Genomic DNA, 17,334 nt, shown 5'->3' with positions numbered 1-17,334 from the left:
TGTAATGGTCTAATAAACTCGGACATATTCTTAGCCTATATAATACAAGAAACAGAGGTTAAAAAATGTCAAAGAAGCAAAGATTATCATTTACGGTTGAACAACGTCGTGATTATGCGAAGTTGATGGTTGAAGAAGGCTATTCCTACAAACAAATCATGGATATATCAGGTGCTGGCCAAACGGCAGTAAGCCGTTGGAAAAAGCAGTATATTGATGAAATGAATGGAGAAACACCCCAAGGGGCTCAAGCCATGACAGCAGAACAACAAGAGATCCAAAGACTTAAAAAAGAACTATGGCGGGCTAAACGTGACAATGAAATTTTAAAAAAGGCCGCAGCCATCTTTGTTCAAAAAGATTAAGTCAAATGATCAAAAAAATAAAGATGGCACACCATGAATACAGTATTAAAGAGCTATGTTGCACATTTAACATGGCTACCAGCACATACTATGATCACATCAAAGAAAAGCCCATTTCAGAAGAAAAACAAAAAATGCTCAAAATAGTCAAGCAAACTGCCATTGAAACCAACCATAGCTATGGTAAGCGCAGGATGAAAAAACAATTAAACAATGAAGGATTTCATGTTGGAAAATACAAAGCAGCCAGTCTCATGAAAGCGGCTAAGGTTGTTGCCATCAGGCCCANAATACAGTATTAAAGAGCTATGTTGCACATTTAACATGGCTACCAGCACATACTATGATCAAATCAAAGAAAAGCCCATTTCAGAAGAAAAACAAAAAATGCTCAAAATAGTCAAGCAAACTGCCATTGAAACCAACCATAGCTATGGTAAGAAAAGCTAAGCATGGACATGCACCACTTTAACTCGTTGTAGTGAATTTACTACAAATCGTGTTGAGATTATGGGCGGCAATTATTTGTTCAAAGCCTGAAAATGATGTTTTTATTGGAGAAATATCATGACTGTAGCTCGTGAACAACAAATCTGCCTTGAAGAAACCCGCTTCTATCACGTCATATCAAGATGTGTTCGACGTGCCTTTTTATGCGGTGAAGATGTGGTTACTGGCAAGTGCTTTGAGCACCGTCGCCAGTGGCTCATTAATCGTATTAAATTTGTCACTTCTGTCTTCGGCATTGATGTCTGTTCTTATGCCATTATGTCGAATCATTTTCACATTGTTTTGCGTGTTGGTGATACAACAGAATGGCCAGCAAATCGTGTGTTGATGACGTGGCAAAGTTTGTACTCTTTACCTGTCCTTTGTGATAAGTATTTGAAAGGTGAAATAGAGACTGAAGCTGAGCTTCACAGAGTGAAAGAATACGTTAATGAGTTCCGCAATAGATTGATGTCAGTATCTTGGTATATGAAGTCAATAAATGAATTCATTGCCCGAATGGCAAACGAAGAAGATAACTGCACAGGACATTTCTGGGAAAGTCGTTTCAAATGCCAAGCGCTGCTTGACGAGAGAGCTCTTTTGACTTGTATGGCATACGTAGATTTAAATCCAATTCGTGCAGGAATCGCTAAGGCATTAGGTGATTCTGAGTTCACATCAATTCAGGAGCGAATTAGCAATAAATCAACATGGCTTTCTAACTTCGGTAATGGTGAAAATGATCTGCCTTACTATCTGTCTAGTTACATAGATTTGGTTGATGAATCTGGACGGTGTGTCAGGGACGATAAGCGCTGTTTTATAGCCAAGGATTCTGCCAAGACAATCGACCAATTAGGCATCAATCCTGACACGTGGTTAGAAGAATTAAAAGGGTTTAAATCAATCGGATTCACTACTGTTGGAACAGCTACCCAACTTAAAGAGTTTGCTGCCAAAACTAAAACTAAATGGAAGCTGGGTTTTAAATTAGTTCCTGCACTGGAATAGCTTCAATTCAACAATTTAAATCTAATCATTCACTTCTGTGAACCCCTTCCACTCGGCTTGAATATGGCAAAATAACTGAAAATCAACTTATCTTCACCTTTCCAAACTTTTTACTCGTAAAACTTCCTCAAAACCCAAATATCAATCGAATTTTGAACAGAAATTGAAGCTGGAAAATCTAATTCAACCTCTCATTGAATGCCTGTCCTGTATTACAGCTCCAATATCGGTTTTGAAGAATTCAGCAGGACTTTGAGCAGACGCTAAATAACTCACAATGAGTGTTAAAATAATCAATAGGTTGTTTAATGGATTGTTCATGGATTTTTCTTCTTTTTTAGCTTGTATTCATAAAGGGTCGATTGTCTCAATCTCTTTTATCTCTCAGCTATTATATTTGCATCTTTTCTTATTTCAACATATCGTAATACATCCTCATACAACCCTACCATTCGAGAGTTATTCATTTCCCGTGAAGCCTGAAGGTTTCTTCTCGCGATATCTAAAAAGGACAGTTCGGAGACAGGGTCCTTTACATCAATATATTCCATCGACGAATCTATAATTTCTTTCGTCATTGGGCTTAGCTTTCCGTCTTCTAACTTAAGATGATTTGCGTGATAAGCAAGAGGTGACATATAGTCATTCGCTTCACCACACTCTAAAAAGAAATAAAGCTCTGATTTGGAATAACTCTCCCCACCTTCTATTGCATTTTTTTTCGTAGCCTTCTTTATATTTCGGTTATACCCACTAAGGCTTCCAAGCCCACTACTCTGACACATAACCCTCTTCGCAACACTATTATATTGCTCATTAACCTCTTTCCGCTTCCGCGCGAGTTCGTCGTCAGTGAGTTTCTGCAAAGTTTTCGATAGAGTTTGCAGGCTTGAAATCTGTGGGTTTACAGATTGAAAATTAGCCATGCATTGGTTGCTGATAGTCGGTTTAATGGTGGCTTTTTTCTCCAATGCCTTTTGGTAAAAACTGTATTCTTCAGCATTGAAGCATGAATTAATGTGCTGATTTCGATTATCTATATTGCCACAACATATTTTGTACTCAGCACCAATATCGGTTTTGAAGAATTCAGCAGGACTTTGAGCAGACGCTAAATAACTCACAATGAGTGTTAAAATAATCAATAAGTTGTTTAATGGATTGTTCATGGTTTTATCTTCTTTTTTAGCTTGTATTCATAAAGGGTCGATTGTCTCAATCTCTTTTATCTCTCAGATATAACGTTCTCATTTCTCAACTCACCAACATACAACAGCAATTTCTTATAAGCTCCAGCTTCTATATTTTTTTTTAATTCTCTGGAAATTTTTAAATTCTCTCTAGCGATATCTAAAAATGACTGCCCCGTTTTTGGGTCCTTGACATCGAGATAATCCATCGACATATCTATGATTTCCTTAGTAGCATCACTTAAATAGCCTTCCTCCAGCTTAAACTTATTCGCATGGTAGGCTAGAGGAGACATAAAGCTTCTATTCTTTCCGCAATCTAAGAAGAAATACAATTCTGCATTTGAGCAAGGTAGGTTGGGCTGAGCAACGCGAAGCCCAACATCACAAATCAAGATTCCTGCTCTCGCTAAAGCTCGGCTGGAATGACGAATGTGGGATTTTAAAACCATCACTCATCCCCCAAATCCCCAAACTTCCCCTTCATAGTCGGATTGTTCTTAACCAGTTTCTTCACCGTTAAATCATCCGCCTTATTATTCGCCAGTCTTAAGTTATTCTCTGAGCCGAGCAGTGCGGTTTTGGTTTTATTGAGGTGGTCGATGGTTTTGTCGATTTCGGATATGGCGGTTTTGAATTTTTTTGAGGCCAGTTCGTAGTTTCGGGCGAAGCCGGTTTTGAAGGCGTCGAGGTCATTTTCGAAGTTGGTGATGTCGATGTTTTGGGATTTGACCAAGGCCAATTCTGTTTTGTATTTAATGGCGTTTTCGGCGGCGTTTCGGATTAATGTGATGATAGGGATGAAGAATTGCGGTCTGATGACGTACATTTTCGGGTATCGGTGAGACACATCGACGATACCTGAGTTATACAATTCGCTTTCGGGTTCGAGTAATGAAACAAGCACGGCGTATTCACAGCCTTTGTCGTTTCTGTCTTTATCGAGTTTTTTCAAAAAATCTTCGTTTTTCTTTTTGGTCGCGGTTTCATCGTTTTCGTTTTTCATCTCGAACATGATTGAAACGACCTCTGTGTCTGTATCAATATTTTCTTTGAAAATATAGTCACCTTTACTGCCAGCCGAAGCATCGTTGTCTTTTTCGAAATAGGCACGGGGAAAGGCGGTGGCCCTGATGCGGTTAAATTCTGTTTCGCAGTGCTGCTCTAAGGTTTCACCGACCATCTTGGTTGAAAGCTTGGCTTTCATGTCGCGCAGGCGTTCTATTTCATTCTCGCGGTCTTTTATTTGGGTTTCGTATTTGTCTTTGAAGTTGGTTTCGGCCAGTTGTTTTTCATACTGGGTGCGTTCCAGCTCATTCTTTAATTTTTGTAGTTCTGCGTCTTTGGCGGCAGCAACCCGCTGTAATTCATTAGTCAACTTCGCTTCGGCCAATTGCGATGTCGTTTGCTTGTCATGCGTGGCTTGTTGGGTGACTTGTTGTAATTCGTTTTTTAATTTGTCACGCTCTTTTTCTACCGCGCTTAGGGCTTCAGTCACTGCCAATTTCTGCTTAACATCACCGGCATCGAGCTTGTTCATCAGCTCTTTGATTTCGGCATCTTTGGCAGCCACTGCTTTTTCCGATTGGCTGATGACTTGGCTTTTGGTCAATTCAATCGCGTTCAGCTTTTCTTTCTCGGCCAGCTCCAATCGTTCGTGGATTTGTTCATTGAACTGTTGGTCGCGGACTTGTTTAACGATATCGGCATAACCTGATTCATCAATTTTGAATGCTTTAGTGCAATGTGGGCAGATGATTTCATGCATGTATTTTTCTCCTTAAATAGACATTACTGCTTTCTAATCCCTTGATGTTATTCTTTTCTTGGATTTTCAATCTTCATCTTTTACCCATAGAATACCAACGACTCCTTCTTTAACTGCAATAATTCCAGTATCGAAAGTTGCATTAGTGATGGGCTCCCAGCTGAGAAACCCTTTACCAATGTTATCAAAATTATGCGTTTGATTCGTTAGAAACGCCGTATCTTTATCAAAACATTTAAGGAATGCACTGGCTAACTCCTGTGCCTTTTGTTCTGGCATGATATTTATTTGGTATGCCAAATCATGTGCTAAACAATCAGTCAGTAATCTTTTTGCATCCAAACGATTAATTTCAATCCAAAGTTCATCTGGAATATCATTAAAACCAAGTCTTTTAAGTTGCAATTTCCGAGCAAGGACCTTCGACCCATGAAAAACATGACAAACTGTTTGTCCTGCGGTTCTCTTTTCTTTAATTATTGAACAAATATTCGCCATGATTTATTGTTGTCGTTATAGGTGCATTCCCTCTTTATTCATAAGTAAGCAGTTATTGAGGCTTACCTAAGTCAATTTATCACAAACCATGCTTCTCAATGAAGTGTTTAATCATCGCCTCTTCGGCATCGGCGCGGGTTTCTATGAGCGATTCGGCTTTGGTCTCTGCCCAGCTTTCTAAGCTTTTGATGACTTTTTCTTCTTCAGTATGGAGCAGGCTGTCCCAAGCGCTGAATGGTGTGCCATCGAAATATTTCGCTGTTGTGCCGGGCCCATCTGGGCTACCGTGGCCGGTGTCGATGGAGTCGCGCCAATATTCAGCATGGTTTCTCCATTCGACTTTATCAACCAAATCGGGAGCTGTGAACCAGACGTTCCAACTGAGGATGTTGCCGTTTTGTAACATGTTTCCGGTGGCGAGGTTAAAGATGTCGAGGAACAGTTGATTGAATTCATCGACGGTTTTGTTACCTGTTTTAGTGATGGGGCCGATTTGAACATCGAGGTGCGAAACGTCCCATGCTTCATCTTCGTGTTTAGCGAAGTCTGGAATGGGGAAGTTTTTGCTTTGCTTTTTAATCAAAGGAAAAATGCCTTGTTCAGGGTTACCTGGATTGTGTGTGGTGACCATGATGGCGTTGGCTTTTGAGCTGGGGAAGGGCAGTTTACTGTCTGCGAACTTGTCCCAAAGAATTTTAACCCACTTGTTTTGTTTGGCGCTGGGGCTGAACCAAATTTTACCCACCACTTCCATGTCGGCGGCCATTTCTTTGGTGTCTTCGTTAACCCAGCCGCGTTGTCCTGTGACGGTGACTTCGACGTTCAATGCACCGAATTGTGGCGAATAGGCGCCTTGTTGTGGGCAAATGATAGAAAAGACACGGCCTTCGTCGGTGTAACCCAAACGTGAGATGTCTGGGGCGAACATCTGATAACAGCGTTTCGGGTCTTTTTCACCTTTGCGGGTTTCCCAGCTGAATTCGGGCCAAAGGACTTGTTGTTGTCTTTGTAGCTTGTCGATGTTCGCCATGTTGTCGAGCATGGGCAATGAAGAGAGGTTTGGATTAGGGTAGGAAAATAATTGGTTAGATTGTTCAAAGCCGCCAACCCAGCCCGGTGCTGGTTGTTTGTTCTTGTCTGTCATGGTGAGTCCCATTGTTCATGAACCTTAATTCATGGTTTATCAAGTATCAGCCGACTTAATGTGTGGTTAAGTTGGCCATCGGTTTTTCAGAGCGTCCTAGTCACTTAAAGCATGTCAGAACATGCCAATAGAAGTTCAAAGATACAATCATCAGTGATTATTGTTTAAGGATTATCTCATTCGACCGCACGATTCGTCAAATGCATGACTTCCCGCAGTTCACTTAATTTCCATTGTTCTTGAATTAATCTCAGCTTGCGATGTCGGCTCAATTTTTTAACATGGTATTCCAAACTTTGGGCTTCTGAGCGTGTGCCGACTTCGACTTGGTAGACGATTTCCAGTTGATTAAAACGGCGGGTGAATTTGGCGCCGGGTGGCTTTTTGCTTTGGTGCTGAATCAAGCGTGCTTCTGGATCTTGTGCAATACCGGTGTAAAGTATTTTGCTATCGCACAGCAGGATGTATAGGCTGTAGGGTTTGGCTTTGAGTGTCGTCATTAATTAATCACAAATGGCGGGCGCAGTCCATCATTTGATTTAAGACACGAATGACATTTATTTTATCTCTGGTGGCTGTATAAAAAATGATGTGTTCTTTGACTTGGCATTTGAAGTAGCCCGGCCTGATGTCATCTATTTTAATTCCAATACCTGGGTTCATTGCCATGGTTTGTAAGGCTTCGTCAATCGCATCTGAATACACATCTGCTTGACGCACTCCCCAGTTTTCACATGTGTATATCCAAATATCAATTAAATCCTTTTCAGCTGAACTTTGTTTATGAACTTTGAGCATTTGCCATCTTTTTTCTGGCCTGGCTTTTGATGTCTTGTATGTCTAATTTTCCTGCATCACCACTTTGCTCTCCAAGAATCAATGCTGATCGTAGGTTTTGTCGTTTCATTTCCTGATACTCAGTTTCAGACATGATGACCACAACTGGTTTGCCGTTTTTAGTCACGCTAATTGGTGATATTTGTGAGCGCATGATGACGTCACCAAATTCTTGTTTGGCTTTTGTAGAAGTCATTGAATGTCGTGTGTTTAAATTATCCATAATGAACATTATAGATAAATTGAACAAAATAGACAACAAAAGTCAAGGCTCACCTCATTTAGAAACCTCAACCAAAGTAAAGTTATCTCAATTTATGCCACTGTTGATAAGTGCCGACAGCAAAACACAGACCAATGGTCAAGCAGATAGCCGAGCTGACATACCAGAAAGTCAGACTGTTTTCAGGGAACATGGGCATCAATTCCATAAATCCGATGCCCCGTAAAATAAAAACGGCACTGATTAAACACAAAGCCAAACGAATTAATGGCAAGCTGCGAATCACACCCGCAGCTGATAGGGCGTAAAGCGACCAAATTGCCAAGACCGTGACCAAAACTGAAGTCACAACTGTCGGGTACCACAAGCCTTGTTCGGCCATGCGGGCCATCTGCTCTCCGGCACCGAAAAAGCGATACCAGTCGGCACCAAAGATGATGCAGCCCATATGTGCCAGCGAAGCCAAGGCGCATAACAAGGCTCCGGTTATCAATGGTTTGTTAATGTTTTGTGTCTTGTCCATCAAAAGCATAGCCATCTTTTGTTATCAAGGCCCGCGCTTTTTCAATGTCCATGTTTTCCACGGGTTCGGCAAGATAATAGGGCAATTCAACTTTACCTTCACTCAAACGCACAATGTCGCCTTCTATCAATCGGTTCAAGACAGAATGAATCGTTTTTTCTAAGTTATCAGGTGCATTTACATACTGATGGCTCATGTATTCGATCAGCTCTTTGATGGTGTGTTTTCCATCTGCCAGTGATACCACCACACCCAACCATTCGTCTAAATTAGAGACTTGCTCCAAGTCATCAATATTGACCAATGCCACTTGGTTATTTTTTCGTGTGAAAATGGCATTGCGGTAAAAGTAATTCATGTTATTCAGGATGTTAGTCATAGTTGATCTTGTGTTCAATTGAATGTGGAATTTTAACCCAATTGAATCAATTGTATTAAATTTCCACAGGTGTCATCCAAGGTTGCAATCTTGTAATCGCCGGCATCGGTTGGTTCTTGGGTGAATATCACGTCCAATGCTTTGAGCCTTTGGTATTCTGATTCAAGGTCATCCACAGCAAATGATGTGATGGGAATGCCGTCTTTTTTAAGGTGTGCATTGTAAGGTGGCACAGCAGGATGAATATTGGGTTCCAATGACAATTCGGTGCCATTTTCATTATTTGGATCAACCAATGTCAGCCAGCGGTGTTCGCCCATGGGAATGTCATTTTTTACTTTGAAGCCCAGTTTGTTGGTATAAAAATCAAACGCTTTGGCTTGGTCGTCAACTGCGATGCCGCTGATCCAAATTTTCATGTTTTTCCTTTATATGTTTAATAACAGGTTTATTATTTAAACTTATAAAAGGGTATTTGTAAATGCCGGCGAGCCGGTGACGTTACAGTCTATTTAATATACTTACACCCATAAAATTTAGCTGTGATGAGGGTTTTAGATTAATTGAATAGTAGGGAGGGTACAAAGGGTGCAGTGCTTCACACCCTTTATTTAACTTAGGTTCTTTATAACAACGCGGCCAGTTGTTCAGATACTTGGTCGTCATCTGATTGGCTGAGCCAAAACAAAGCTTTTTTCTTTACTTCTCGGTCATAATCACCTTTGAGAATATCGAATAGGGCGTTGTTTGCAACATCCATGTTCAACTGTGACAAGCTGAAGATAACTTTTTCTGACAGCTCTTTGTTGTCACTGTCTTTCAATATAGACATCAAAAATGGTACAACTTCACCTTTGTCTTGAACTTGACTGAGCCAAAAAATGGCATCGGCTTGTTGAGACTGATCTGCACCATTTCGAGCAATGCCATATAAGGCTTCTAATGCTTCTGGTTGTTTATTTTGACTGAGCGCAAAATTAATACTTTTACGCAATTCGCCTTGAGGTAACTCAGATAACAAGCCTTTCAAAAAAGGTACACCATCATTGTGCCTTTGACCCAACCAGAACACCGCTGAGTTGGCATGTTCACCTTGTTTTTTTGCCAATACTGACAATGCGTAGGCTGCGGCTTGGCCTTGGTGCATGGCCAATGTGTACAAACTGCCGTTGTCATCACCTTTGGCTTCTGCTTGTTGTGCTAACCAGGTGATACTTTCTTGATTACTGACGTCCTCTATCCAGTCCACTGTGATGCCTTCGGCAACCACTGGGCAGGCATCGCCCATGGGGATGATTTTTTGCGCTTGTCCTTGTTTTAAATTCACAAAAACTCGGATGTTTTCTGTGAGGCCGTTTTGACTACTTGAGCCATAACTGCCTGTCAAATCACTCAAATCACAAACGGCAGACTCGCCGTCTTTTAATCCCTCATCCCAGCAACACATGGACGTGGTGTTTTCAGCCGCTACTACTTGGTAACCAATCCACTGCGATTCCTTTTTGTTGCCCTCAACATACTGGGTCAAAGATTGACCAGTGATGTTTTCAATGTTCAATGCATCTGATGCCATGTTTACTGCGGCCATCATGCCTGCTACCAAATAACTTCTTATACTTTTCATAATGATCTCCTGTTTGGTTCGATTTTAAGGTGCTTCTATCACTTCAATGACACGGTCTGCATCCGTCATCACCAGCATTTCTAAAATGCGTTTTTTCATCGGTTTTGTGGTGGCTTCTTTATACAATGCCACCAATGGATCGGCATTGCCTTGCATCATGAACACTTCGAGGATTTGCTGTTGTGTGTGGTGATTACCTGCTGCAAATTGATCCAATAAAAAATCATTGTGTTCACTTGAGTCTGTCATCCCGAATGCCATAAAGAAACCTTCACTTTCAGCAACAGTTGGGTCTTCTTTGTACAGTGACATCAATTCATCCACACCTTGCATCATGCCAATGTGCTGTAAAATTTCTCTCTTAATTTCAGGGTCTTTTTCCTCTTTGAAAAGCCCGGCCAGTTCTTCGCTGGACTGTGATGTCATCATCAACATCAACAAGCTGCGTTTTACATCTGAATCTTGTTCTTGTTGATACAGTTTTTTTGCCATCTCTGGTGGTAAATCGCTGGTCATCATGACGTTACTGATCATGTGCTTTTCATCTGCACTTTTCGCCTTACTATACAAATCTAGCAAATAATCACCATCTACATCACCCAACATCATCAAGGCATGGATCGCTTGCTGTCTGATTTCTGGTAACTTTTCTTGGGCAATCACACGCTTCACTTCAGCGGCTTCGCCAGACATGGCCATGGCTTGTAACAAAGCCGCTTTCACTTCAACTGCATCTTGTGTACGGTACATTTTTGTCAACACGTTACTGTCTCCCATGATGCCCAGTACATGAATCATTTGTAACTTCAAATCTTGATCTTTTTCCTTGGCCAGCAAGCGCTCTAAAGTTCTGCTGTCGTCACTGTGGATAAAGCCTTGGATGATGGCCGCCTTGGTGTCACGGTTGTTCTCATTTTTATACAAGCCCAACAAGCGTTCTTTACTTTTGGCATCTTGGCGCATACTTAACATTTGTATGGCATGGCCTTTAAGGCCTTCATTCTCTTCATCCATAACCAAGTCATATAATAATTCCGCAGCTTGTTCATCTTGGCTCATTCCAAGTAATTGAAGCGCATGTACTTTACTGGCACCCGCCTCATCGTTTTCTAACATTTCTTTGATCAATTTCAATCCTTTCTCTGGATTGCTGAACATGATTTGTTGTATTGCAAACAAACGCATTTCAGCATCCAAAGTCGGTGCTTGTGGTGGACGTGCTGGTCGCGGCACCGCATTTGGCCTTGGGTGGGCTGATGGACGGGGCGAAGTTCTTGGCACAGCCTTTACCTTTGATGGACTGGCTGGCGGTGAAACGATGTGGGTATTATTTATCATCCTTGGCATGGGTGGCACAGGAATTTCAGCATCACCATTTTCTAGCAACAACATCTGTGCATCATCGGCCCATTGGCTTTTAGGGTATTCTTTCAACAGTTTTTTAACCAATAACTTGGCTTCTCCGTGTCGGTTGTTTTGATACAACACATAAGCCTGCCAGTATGTCGCTGAATCGGCCAAGCTTTTATCACTTGCTGCAGTGGCAAAAGATTCTTGTGCTTGTGACCATTTTTGCTGTGCCATGGCCAAGTGCCCTGTTTGATAAGCATCTTGGGTTTTGTTGGCGGCTGCTGTGGCTGTTAGCATTGAAATGGCAAAGACCAGTGGCAGCTTTTTTTTGATGTTTAACTTTAAAAAGTTTGTAGGTAAGTTCATGGAATTCTCCTTAAATTATCACGTTGTCATTGGCCAGTTGTTTTTTCATACTTTTCACTTGAAACAATAAATCCTGAGCCCTGTTGTTTCCTGTGTTTGGCATGACCGCCAGTTGAGTTTTGGATCGGTTGGCTACTTCTAGTAACACCGGCTCCAAGTCCGACAACACTTGTTGGGTAAATTGGCTGTTATATCCAGCCAATGCTTTTTTATAAATGCGATTACTGATCAATAATCGCTGTGCCATGGTTTGTAGTTCCGTTCCCGTGTTACCACCAGTCGAATTGTTCGATGCGTGGCTGACTTGGGTCAGGAAAATTTCGCTTTGCGTTAAATGCATTTGTATGTTTTGTGCCAACAGCTGTTGACTGAAATCTGTATTTTCTATGACGTCTTGTCTGCCCATCCAGTAGGCTGTAACCACCAACATGGCCACCATCGCCATACTGGCAAATGAAAACTGAGGTGTATGAAACCAGTCTGCTAGTTTTTTAAAAAAGCCGGGTTCATTGAAACGGGTTTCTTCAGCTTTGATGTCTTCACTGATTCGGTTCCATAATTGGTGTCCGTAATCTTCTGGTAGTGGGTTTTGGGTTTTTAATTCAAAGGCTTGCATGTCTGCCTCCAATAGATTGAGTTGTTTGCACACTTCAGCTGATTTTAATAATTCAGCCGATTCTTCTGGGCTCAATTCGCCCATGTGCAATAACATAAGTTTTTCTTCACTGATGTTCATATACTGACCTCGGTGGTGAGCTGTTGTCTGAGTTTTTGCACCGCTCTGAATAAGGTTTGTTTGCAAGCGTTGCTTTTGATGTTGAGTTTTTCTGCCGTTTCAGCAATCGAATAGCCTTGGTGGTGTTTCATGGTGATGGCCAGACGTTCTACGTCAGTCAGTCGCGACATGGCATGACTTAAACTGTCTTGCAATTCATGTTGCTTTTCTGGAATTTGGTGATTTTCTGGTACATCAATTTGTTGATCTTCTGTGTCCAAAGAAAATGCCAACTGACGGTTCGTTTTTCTTAAATGATCAATGGATGCATTGGTGGTGATTCGCAACAGCCATGTGGAAAATTTATAGTCATCACGGTAACGTGACATCGCTTGAAACGCTTTGATGAACGTGTCTTGCGCAATGTCTTCAGCATGCTGAGCATCTGCTGTATAGCGGTACGCCAAAGCATTAACGGCCTTGGCATAGTGCAGCACAATCTGGCGAAAGGCGAGGGCATCGCCTTGCTGCGCTTTTTCAATCCACTGTTGTTCAACTTCGTTTTTCATACCTGCTTAAACGCCATGCGATTAATTTGGTTATAATTATTTCAAACTTTTTTCACTTTAGTGTGGTAGTTATGAATTTATTTAACCTCTTTCGAATCAGTTGTTTGTGCTTTTACCTGTTGATCAACAGCAATGTATCCCATGCAGAAGAGGCGATTTTATCGTACCACAGCGACATCACCATTAATGAAAGTGGCTTGATTGATGTGGTTGAACACATTTCAGTTTATGCCAAAGGCTGGGACATCAAACGTGGCATTTACCGTGATTTTCCTACCCAATATTTCGGCCCTTTAATGACCAAAAGAAAAGTACCCTTTGATGTTATCTCAGTCAAACGCAACGGCAAAGCTTCTCCATATCACACAGAAAAGCTCAATAATGGCATCCGTATTTATATAGGCTCATCAAATTTCTTATTACCCAAGGGTCAACATGATTACCAAATTCATTACCAGACAGACAATCAGTTAGGCTATTTTACAGACTATGATGAGTTTTATTGGAATGTGACTGGAACAGGCTGGCAATTTCCCATATATGATGCCTCTGTCAATATCAAGCTACCCAATAACGGCCATGAAAAAGTGTTATCACAGCAGTTTTGGACAGGCTATCAAGGACAAACCGATCAAAATGCCCGAATAAATAATCAGGGTGAACTTTTGGGTTTCACTATGACTCAAGGCTTATCCGCACACCAGGGACTGACCATTGGCTTGAAGCTTCCTAAAGGGGTTTTCTTACCACCTAAGAAAGATCCTTTTGGGTTTATAGCTGATAATTTGGCCTGGTTGTTAACAGGTGGTTTATTTTTGTTTTATCTCAGTTATTTTATCAGGGCATGGCACCATCATGGCAGGGACCCTAAAGCTGGTGTGATTATTCCCCGTTTTGAAGCACCCAAAGGTTTATCACCTGCCGCTGTAAGGTATATAGATAAAGAATTGATTGATGAAAAAAGTTTAACCGCAGCAATTTTGTCTTTAGCTACTAAGGGCTTTGTCACCATCAAGCAAACTGAAAAGCTGTTCAAGATCAAACCCAAAGACAGGCCTAATAAACATCCGCTGTCGCGCGGTGAAAGAAACATCAAGAGTAAGTTATTTGGCCGTGGCAACCACGCCGTACATTTAAAGAAGAAATACCACAGCAAAGTCGCTTCTGCAAAAATCAGTTTAACAAAAGCATTAAAGGACGAATACAAGGAAAAGTGTTTTGTTGATAACTGGGACAAAATCTCTTGGGGATGGGTGATCAGTTTATTTTTATCTTACTTTTTTTTCTATACCTTGTATGGTCACATCATGGGTGGCTTTGTACTGTTTTTTATGATGTTATTTGCCTGTTTTTTCGCGGGTATGTTCATCGTCATTATTGTCGGTGCGCCTTGGCTTTTGATTCTTGTTGTACTGGGTTTAATTGGTTCTTATGTGGAGCTCAGTGAATGGTTCATGACGCATTGGTTGCCTTGTACATTTGTTGGATTGATTTTCTTTGGTAACTTGTTGTTTGCCTATTTATTGCGTGCGCCCACGCTTTTTGGTCGCCAGCTTAAAGATCAGATTGAAGGACTAAAACTGTATTTGCGCACGGCGGAAGTTAATCGACTGAACCTGTTACATCCACCTGAACAAAACTTGTCGCATTATGAAGCATTGTTACCTTATGCCATTGCATTGAATCTCGAAAATGCTTGGGGAGAACGTTTTTCCCTACAGTTAGCAGAAGCCACAGAAAAAGACGGTTATCAGCCTACTTGGTACCATGGCACAACTTTTAAAAGCGGAACTTTCAGCAACAACATAAGTTCGCTAACCAGAGGTTTGTCGTCTACAGTTTCTACTGCCATGACCACACCCAGCTCTTCAGGATCTTCAGGCGGCAGTTCGTCTGGTGGTTTTTCATCTGGCGGTGGTTTTTCTGGCGGCGGTGGAGGTGGCGGCGGTGGCGGTGGTTGGTGATTACACAGACAATTCTGTATGGTATATTGACTACTTTTATACGAACCCTTCTCAATGAAAAAATCAATTGCAGTTTTGTTGTTAGTCTTACTCTTCGGTCAATCGGCTGCTGATAATTCATGTGGAAACAACCCTGCTTCACAGGAATTAGCCCATGCCATTATTGAACACAATAAACAACAAAGACCCCAGTTACAGTGTAATCAAAAACTCAGTAAAATTGCATTAATCAAAGCCCATCTGTTAGCAAAAGAGTTGGACATTTCTCACAATGCCGGCCATACCACTCCTAACCACTTGTTAAGAAAAAATGGTTATGATTTATCCAAACGATATCCTGTTTTGGGTAATCAGGTTGAAGCCATTGCTGGAGGTGAGCCAGACACAGAAGTGGCATTTCAGGATTTTTTAAATTCTGAGCCACATCGCATTTTGCTGTTGGGAGAGCACCCTTATTTCACAGAACAAAATGACATAGGCGTGGCCTATTTATACAATAAAAACACCCCTTATGAGCATTATTGGGTGGTGCTTTTTGGAGACCAAGACAAAGCTTCTACAGCGGTTAACATTCACAAAGAATTCATGTTGTCTCCAATTAAAAAGTGATGTCAAAGCACAACACCATTAAATGGGCTTTGGGTAAAAGTTGGCACCAGTTACATCCAAACGTTCAACGCAGGTTCAATCGCTTACCTTCTGAAAAGCAACCGATAATTTACAAAGGTATGATGGAACATATTGAGTGTTCTCGTTCAGGATGGTTATTCGCCACTCTAACCAAAGTCATCGGCAACCCCTTGTCTCCACACCAAGGGATTGACATTCCGATGACCGTTCAACTGACCACCCGTACTGGCAAAAAAGGTGTTTATTGGAAAAGAACTTATCACTTTCCTGACAGGAAGTCATTCAGTGTTACTTCTGTAAAAAAAGACGATGAAGGTCGCATGATGGAATGTGTTGGTGGTGGATTTGGTATGTTTCTTGATGTTTATGCTTTAAACAGCGAATTACATTTCAAAAGCTCACGCTATTTTTGGCAGTTTTTCAGATGGTATCTGCCATTACCACACTGGCTCAGCCCCGGTGAAACACATGTGATTCATGAGGACCTCGCCCACAGCCATGGTAAAGGAAAGTTTCGATTCAGCATCACCATGAAACACCCCATACTCGGCATCACTTTTTATCAAACTGGTATATTTGAGGAAACACAACTGTGAATCAACCCATTATGATATTAGGTGGTTATGGGTCTTTTGGTAAGCGCATTGCTTCTCAACTGGCTTCCAAAGGGCACGATTTATTGATTGTTGGTCGAAATGAAAACAAAGCACGTGACTTGGTTGATTCTTTGAATATGACATTCAACCACAGCCTCAGCAAAGCACTTTGTTTTGATATCAATCAAGGATTAGATCAAGCCATTGAACAAACTCATCCAGTGGTTGTTATTCATACTTGCGGGCCGTTTCAAGGTCAGGATTTCAAGGTGCTAGCAGCATGTTTGAAATACAAAGTAGATTATATTGATTTATCAGATGGGCGTGAATTTATTCAAGGTATTCGTCATTATGACCAAGATGCTAAAGATGCTGGTGTCACCGCCATCACTGGTGCAAGTACCGTCCCAGCTTTGTCTTCTGCTGTTTTGGCACAATTTCAAGAAGATGGTATAACCACTTTTGATGATGTCCGATATGGCATCTCACCTGGCCAAAAAACAGACCGAGGTTTAGCCACAGCTCAAGCTGTTTTGTCATATATTGGTCGGCCCATTATCTGCGATGCAACAAAACGTCATGGGTGGCAAGATACTTACTTACAAAAATATCCTGAGATCAGCAGTCGATTGATGGGTAACTGTGAAGTCCCCGATTTGGACTTGTTACCTGAATTTTTCCCCATCTCAAAGTTACACTTTTCTGCTGGTATGGAAAGTAAACTGCTACACATGGGTATTTGGGTTTGCTCTTGGTTGGTCCGCTTAGGTCTGCCATTGAAGTTATCAGAGCATGCCAAGTTTTGGATGAAAATGAGCCGGTTATTTGACAGGTTTGGTAGTGATGACGGTGGTATGCACGTGGTTGTTAAAGGAAGAAATAAGGAAGGCGTTTTGATAAAACGCCGTTGGTTTCTAGTTGCTAAAGGAGGGGATGGCCCCTTTATACCTACCGTTCCAGCCGTAATTTTGGCAGATAAATTGGCCAAAAAAAATACATTCACAAAAGGTGTTTTACCTTGTGTGGGTTTAATAAGCTTACAAGAATATTTAAATGAATTGTCACATTTACAAGTGACTACCCATTAAAT

At 41.3% G+C, this 17,334-nt stretch carries 23 protein-coding genes; 8 read left to right on the top strand and 15 right to left on the bottom strand.

Annotated features, from left to right (window positions below):
* Positions 1-65: 65 nt before the first annotated feature.
* The 4 genes from FET73_RS06260 to FET73_RS06250 all read left to right on the top strand — a co-directional run bounded on the left by FET73_RS06260 (position 66) and on the right by FET73_RS06250 (position 1,868).
* The gene (locus FET73_RS06260) at positions 66-365 is read left to right on the top strand and encodes a transposase (RefSeq protein WP_154223036.1); all 300 of its coding nucleotides are present in this window, start codon (positions 66-68) and stop codon (positions 363-365) included.
* A gap of 5 nt (positions 366-370) precedes the next feature.
* Positions 371-667, top strand: coding sequence for an IS3 family transposase (locus tag FET73_RS06255; RefSeq protein ID WP_154223035.1), 297 nt, complete (start codon positions 371-373; stop codon positions 665-667).
* A 22-nt stretch (positions 668-689) separates the two neighbouring features.
* Positions 690-815, top strand: a complete 126-nt coding sequence (locus tag FET73_RS15395) for a hypothetical protein (protein WP_281347591.1) — start codon at positions 690-692, stop codon at positions 813-815.
* A gap of 117 nt (positions 816-932) precedes the next feature.
* Positions 933-1,868, top strand: a complete 936-nt coding sequence (locus FET73_RS06250; protein ID WP_154223034.1) for a transposase — start codon at positions 933-935, stop codon at positions 1,866-1,868.
* Between the two features lie 377 nt (positions 1,869-2,245).
* Here FET73_RS06250 and FET73_RS06245 read toward each other — a convergent pair whose 3' ends face one another.
* From FET73_RS06245 to FET73_RS06175, 15 genes are all read right to left on the bottom strand, one after another.
* Positions 2,246-3,037 (bottom strand): hypothetical protein, encoded by a 792-nt coding sequence (locus FET73_RS06245; protein ID WP_154223033.1) that lies wholly within the window; start codon positions 3,035-3,037, stop codon positions 2,246-2,248.
* A 56-nt stretch (positions 3,038-3,093) separates the two neighbouring features.
* Positions 3,094-3,513 carry a hypothetical protein gene (locus FET73_RS06240; RefSeq protein WP_218944274.1) on the bottom strand — a complete coding sequence of 140 codons (420 nt, stop codon included), beginning with the start codon at positions 3,511-3,513 and terminating at the stop codon, positions 3,094-3,096.
* Positions 3,510-4,826 carry a DUF2130 domain-containing protein gene (locus FET73_RS06235; protein WP_154223031.1) on the bottom strand — a complete coding sequence of 439 codons (1,317 nt, stop codon included), beginning with the start codon at positions 4,824-4,826 and terminating at the stop codon, positions 3,510-3,512. The genes FET73_RS06240 and FET73_RS06235 overlap by 4 nt, the downstream gene beginning before the upstream one ends.
* Before the next feature lie 66 nt (positions 4,827-4,892).
* On the bottom strand, positions 4,893-5,324 hold the full coding sequence (locus FET73_RS06230; protein WP_154223030.1) for a hypothetical protein: 432 nt from the start codon (positions 5,322-5,324) through the stop codon (positions 4,893-4,895).
* A 79-nt stretch (positions 5,325-5,403) separates the two neighbouring features.
* Positions 5,404-6,468 (bottom strand): hypothetical protein, encoded by a 1,065-nt coding sequence (locus tag FET73_RS06225; protein WP_179952126.1) that lies wholly within the window; start codon positions 6,466-6,468, stop codon positions 5,404-5,406.
* 176 nt (positions 6,469-6,644) lie between these two features.
* Positions 6,645-6,968: a GIY-YIG nuclease family protein gene (locus FET73_RS06220; protein ID WP_154223029.1), complete on the bottom strand. Its 324-nt coding sequence runs from the start codon at positions 6,966-6,968 to the stop codon at positions 6,645-6,647.
* A 7-nt stretch (positions 6,969-6,975) separates the two neighbouring features.
* A complete protein-coding gene (locus tag FET73_RS06215; RefSeq protein WP_154223028.1) occupies positions 6,976-7,266 on the bottom strand; it encodes a type II toxin-antitoxin system RelE/ParE family toxin in 291 nt (96 codons plus the stop codon).
* Positions 7,250-7,501 carry a type II toxin-antitoxin system prevent-host-death family antitoxin gene (locus FET73_RS06210; protein ID WP_179952125.1) on the bottom strand — a complete coding sequence of 84 codons (252 nt, stop codon included), beginning with the start codon at positions 7,499-7,501 and terminating at the stop codon, positions 7,250-7,252. Before FET73_RS06210 ends, FET73_RS06215 begins: the two co-directional genes overlap by 17 nt.
* Positions 7,502-7,610: 109 nt before the next feature.
* Positions 7,611-8,051 (bottom strand): hypothetical protein, encoded by a 441-nt coding sequence (locus FET73_RS06205; protein WP_154223026.1) that lies wholly within the window; start codon positions 8,049-8,051, stop codon positions 7,611-7,613.
* The gene (locus FET73_RS06200) at positions 8,029-8,430 is read right to left on the bottom strand and encodes a hypothetical protein (protein ID WP_218944273.1); all 402 of its coding nucleotides are present in this window, start codon (positions 8,428-8,430) and stop codon (positions 8,029-8,031) included. The genes FET73_RS06205 and FET73_RS06200 overlap by 23 nt, the downstream gene beginning before the upstream one ends.
* Positions 8,431-8,462: 32 nt before the next feature.
* Positions 8,463-8,849 carry a VOC family protein gene (locus FET73_RS06195; protein WP_154223025.1) on the bottom strand — a complete coding sequence of 129 codons (387 nt, stop codon included), beginning with the start codon at positions 8,847-8,849 and terminating at the stop codon, positions 8,463-8,465.
* 206 nt (positions 8,850-9,055) lie between these two features.
* Entirely contained in the window at positions 9,056-10,054 is a 999-nt protein-coding gene (locus FET73_RS06190) for a HEAT repeat domain-containing protein (RefSeq protein WP_154223024.1), read from the bottom strand.
* Positions 10,055-10,078: 24 nt separating this feature from the next.
* Positions 10,079-11,770: a HEAT repeat domain-containing protein gene (locus tag FET73_RS06185; protein ID WP_154223023.1), complete on the bottom strand. Its 1,692-nt coding sequence runs from the start codon at positions 11,768-11,770 to the stop codon at positions 10,079-10,081.
* Positions 11,771-11,780: 10 nt separating this feature from the next.
* Entirely contained in the window at positions 11,781-12,506 is a 726-nt protein-coding gene (locus FET73_RS06180; protein ID WP_154223022.1) for a protein kinase family protein, read from the bottom strand.
* Positions 12,503-13,054, bottom strand: a complete 552-nt coding sequence (locus FET73_RS06175; RefSeq protein WP_154223021.1) for an RNA polymerase sigma factor — start codon at positions 13,052-13,054, stop codon at positions 12,503-12,505. Before FET73_RS06175 ends, FET73_RS06180 begins: the two co-directional genes overlap by 4 nt.
* A 71-nt stretch (positions 13,055-13,125) precedes the next feature.
* Between FET73_RS06175 and FET73_RS06170 the strand changes: the two genes are divergently transcribed.
* Genes FET73_RS06170 through FET73_RS06155 form a run of 4 tightly spaced genes read left to right on the top strand, consistent with a single transcriptional unit; the run spans position 13,126 to position 17,332 of the window.
* Complete coding sequence (locus tag FET73_RS06170) at positions 13,126-15,018, top strand: DUF2207 domain-containing protein (protein ID WP_154223020.1); 1,893 nt, start codon at positions 13,126-13,128, stop codon at positions 15,016-15,018.
* Between the two features lie 54 nt (positions 15,019-15,072).
* Positions 15,073-15,627, top strand: coding sequence for a CAP domain-containing protein (locus tag FET73_RS06165; RefSeq protein ID WP_154223019.1), 555 nt, complete (start codon positions 15,073-15,075; stop codon positions 15,625-15,627).
* On the top strand, positions 15,627-16,244 hold the full coding sequence (locus tag FET73_RS06160; RefSeq protein ID WP_154223018.1) for a DUF4166 domain-containing protein: 618 nt from the start codon (positions 15,627-15,629) through the stop codon (positions 16,242-16,244). Before FET73_RS06165 ends, FET73_RS06160 begins: the two co-directional genes overlap by 1 nt.
* Positions 16,241-17,332 (top strand): saccharopine dehydrogenase NADP-binding domain-containing protein, encoded by a 1,092-nt coding sequence (locus FET73_RS06155; protein ID WP_154223017.1) that lies wholly within the window; start codon positions 16,241-16,243, stop codon positions 17,330-17,332. Before FET73_RS06160 ends, FET73_RS06155 begins: the two co-directional genes overlap by 4 nt.
* The last annotated feature ends 2 nt before the right edge of the window (positions 17,333-17,334 follow it).

This window comes from Marinicella rhabdoformis (genome assembly GCF_009671245.1).
In the GTDB taxonomy this organism is placed as follows: Bacteria; Pseudomonadota; Gammaproteobacteria; order Xanthomonadales; family Marinicellaceae; genus Marinicella; species Marinicella rhabdoformis.
The sequence above is the reverse complement of the archived record's forward strand: the minus strand, read 5'-3'. Positions and strand labels throughout refer to the sequence as shown.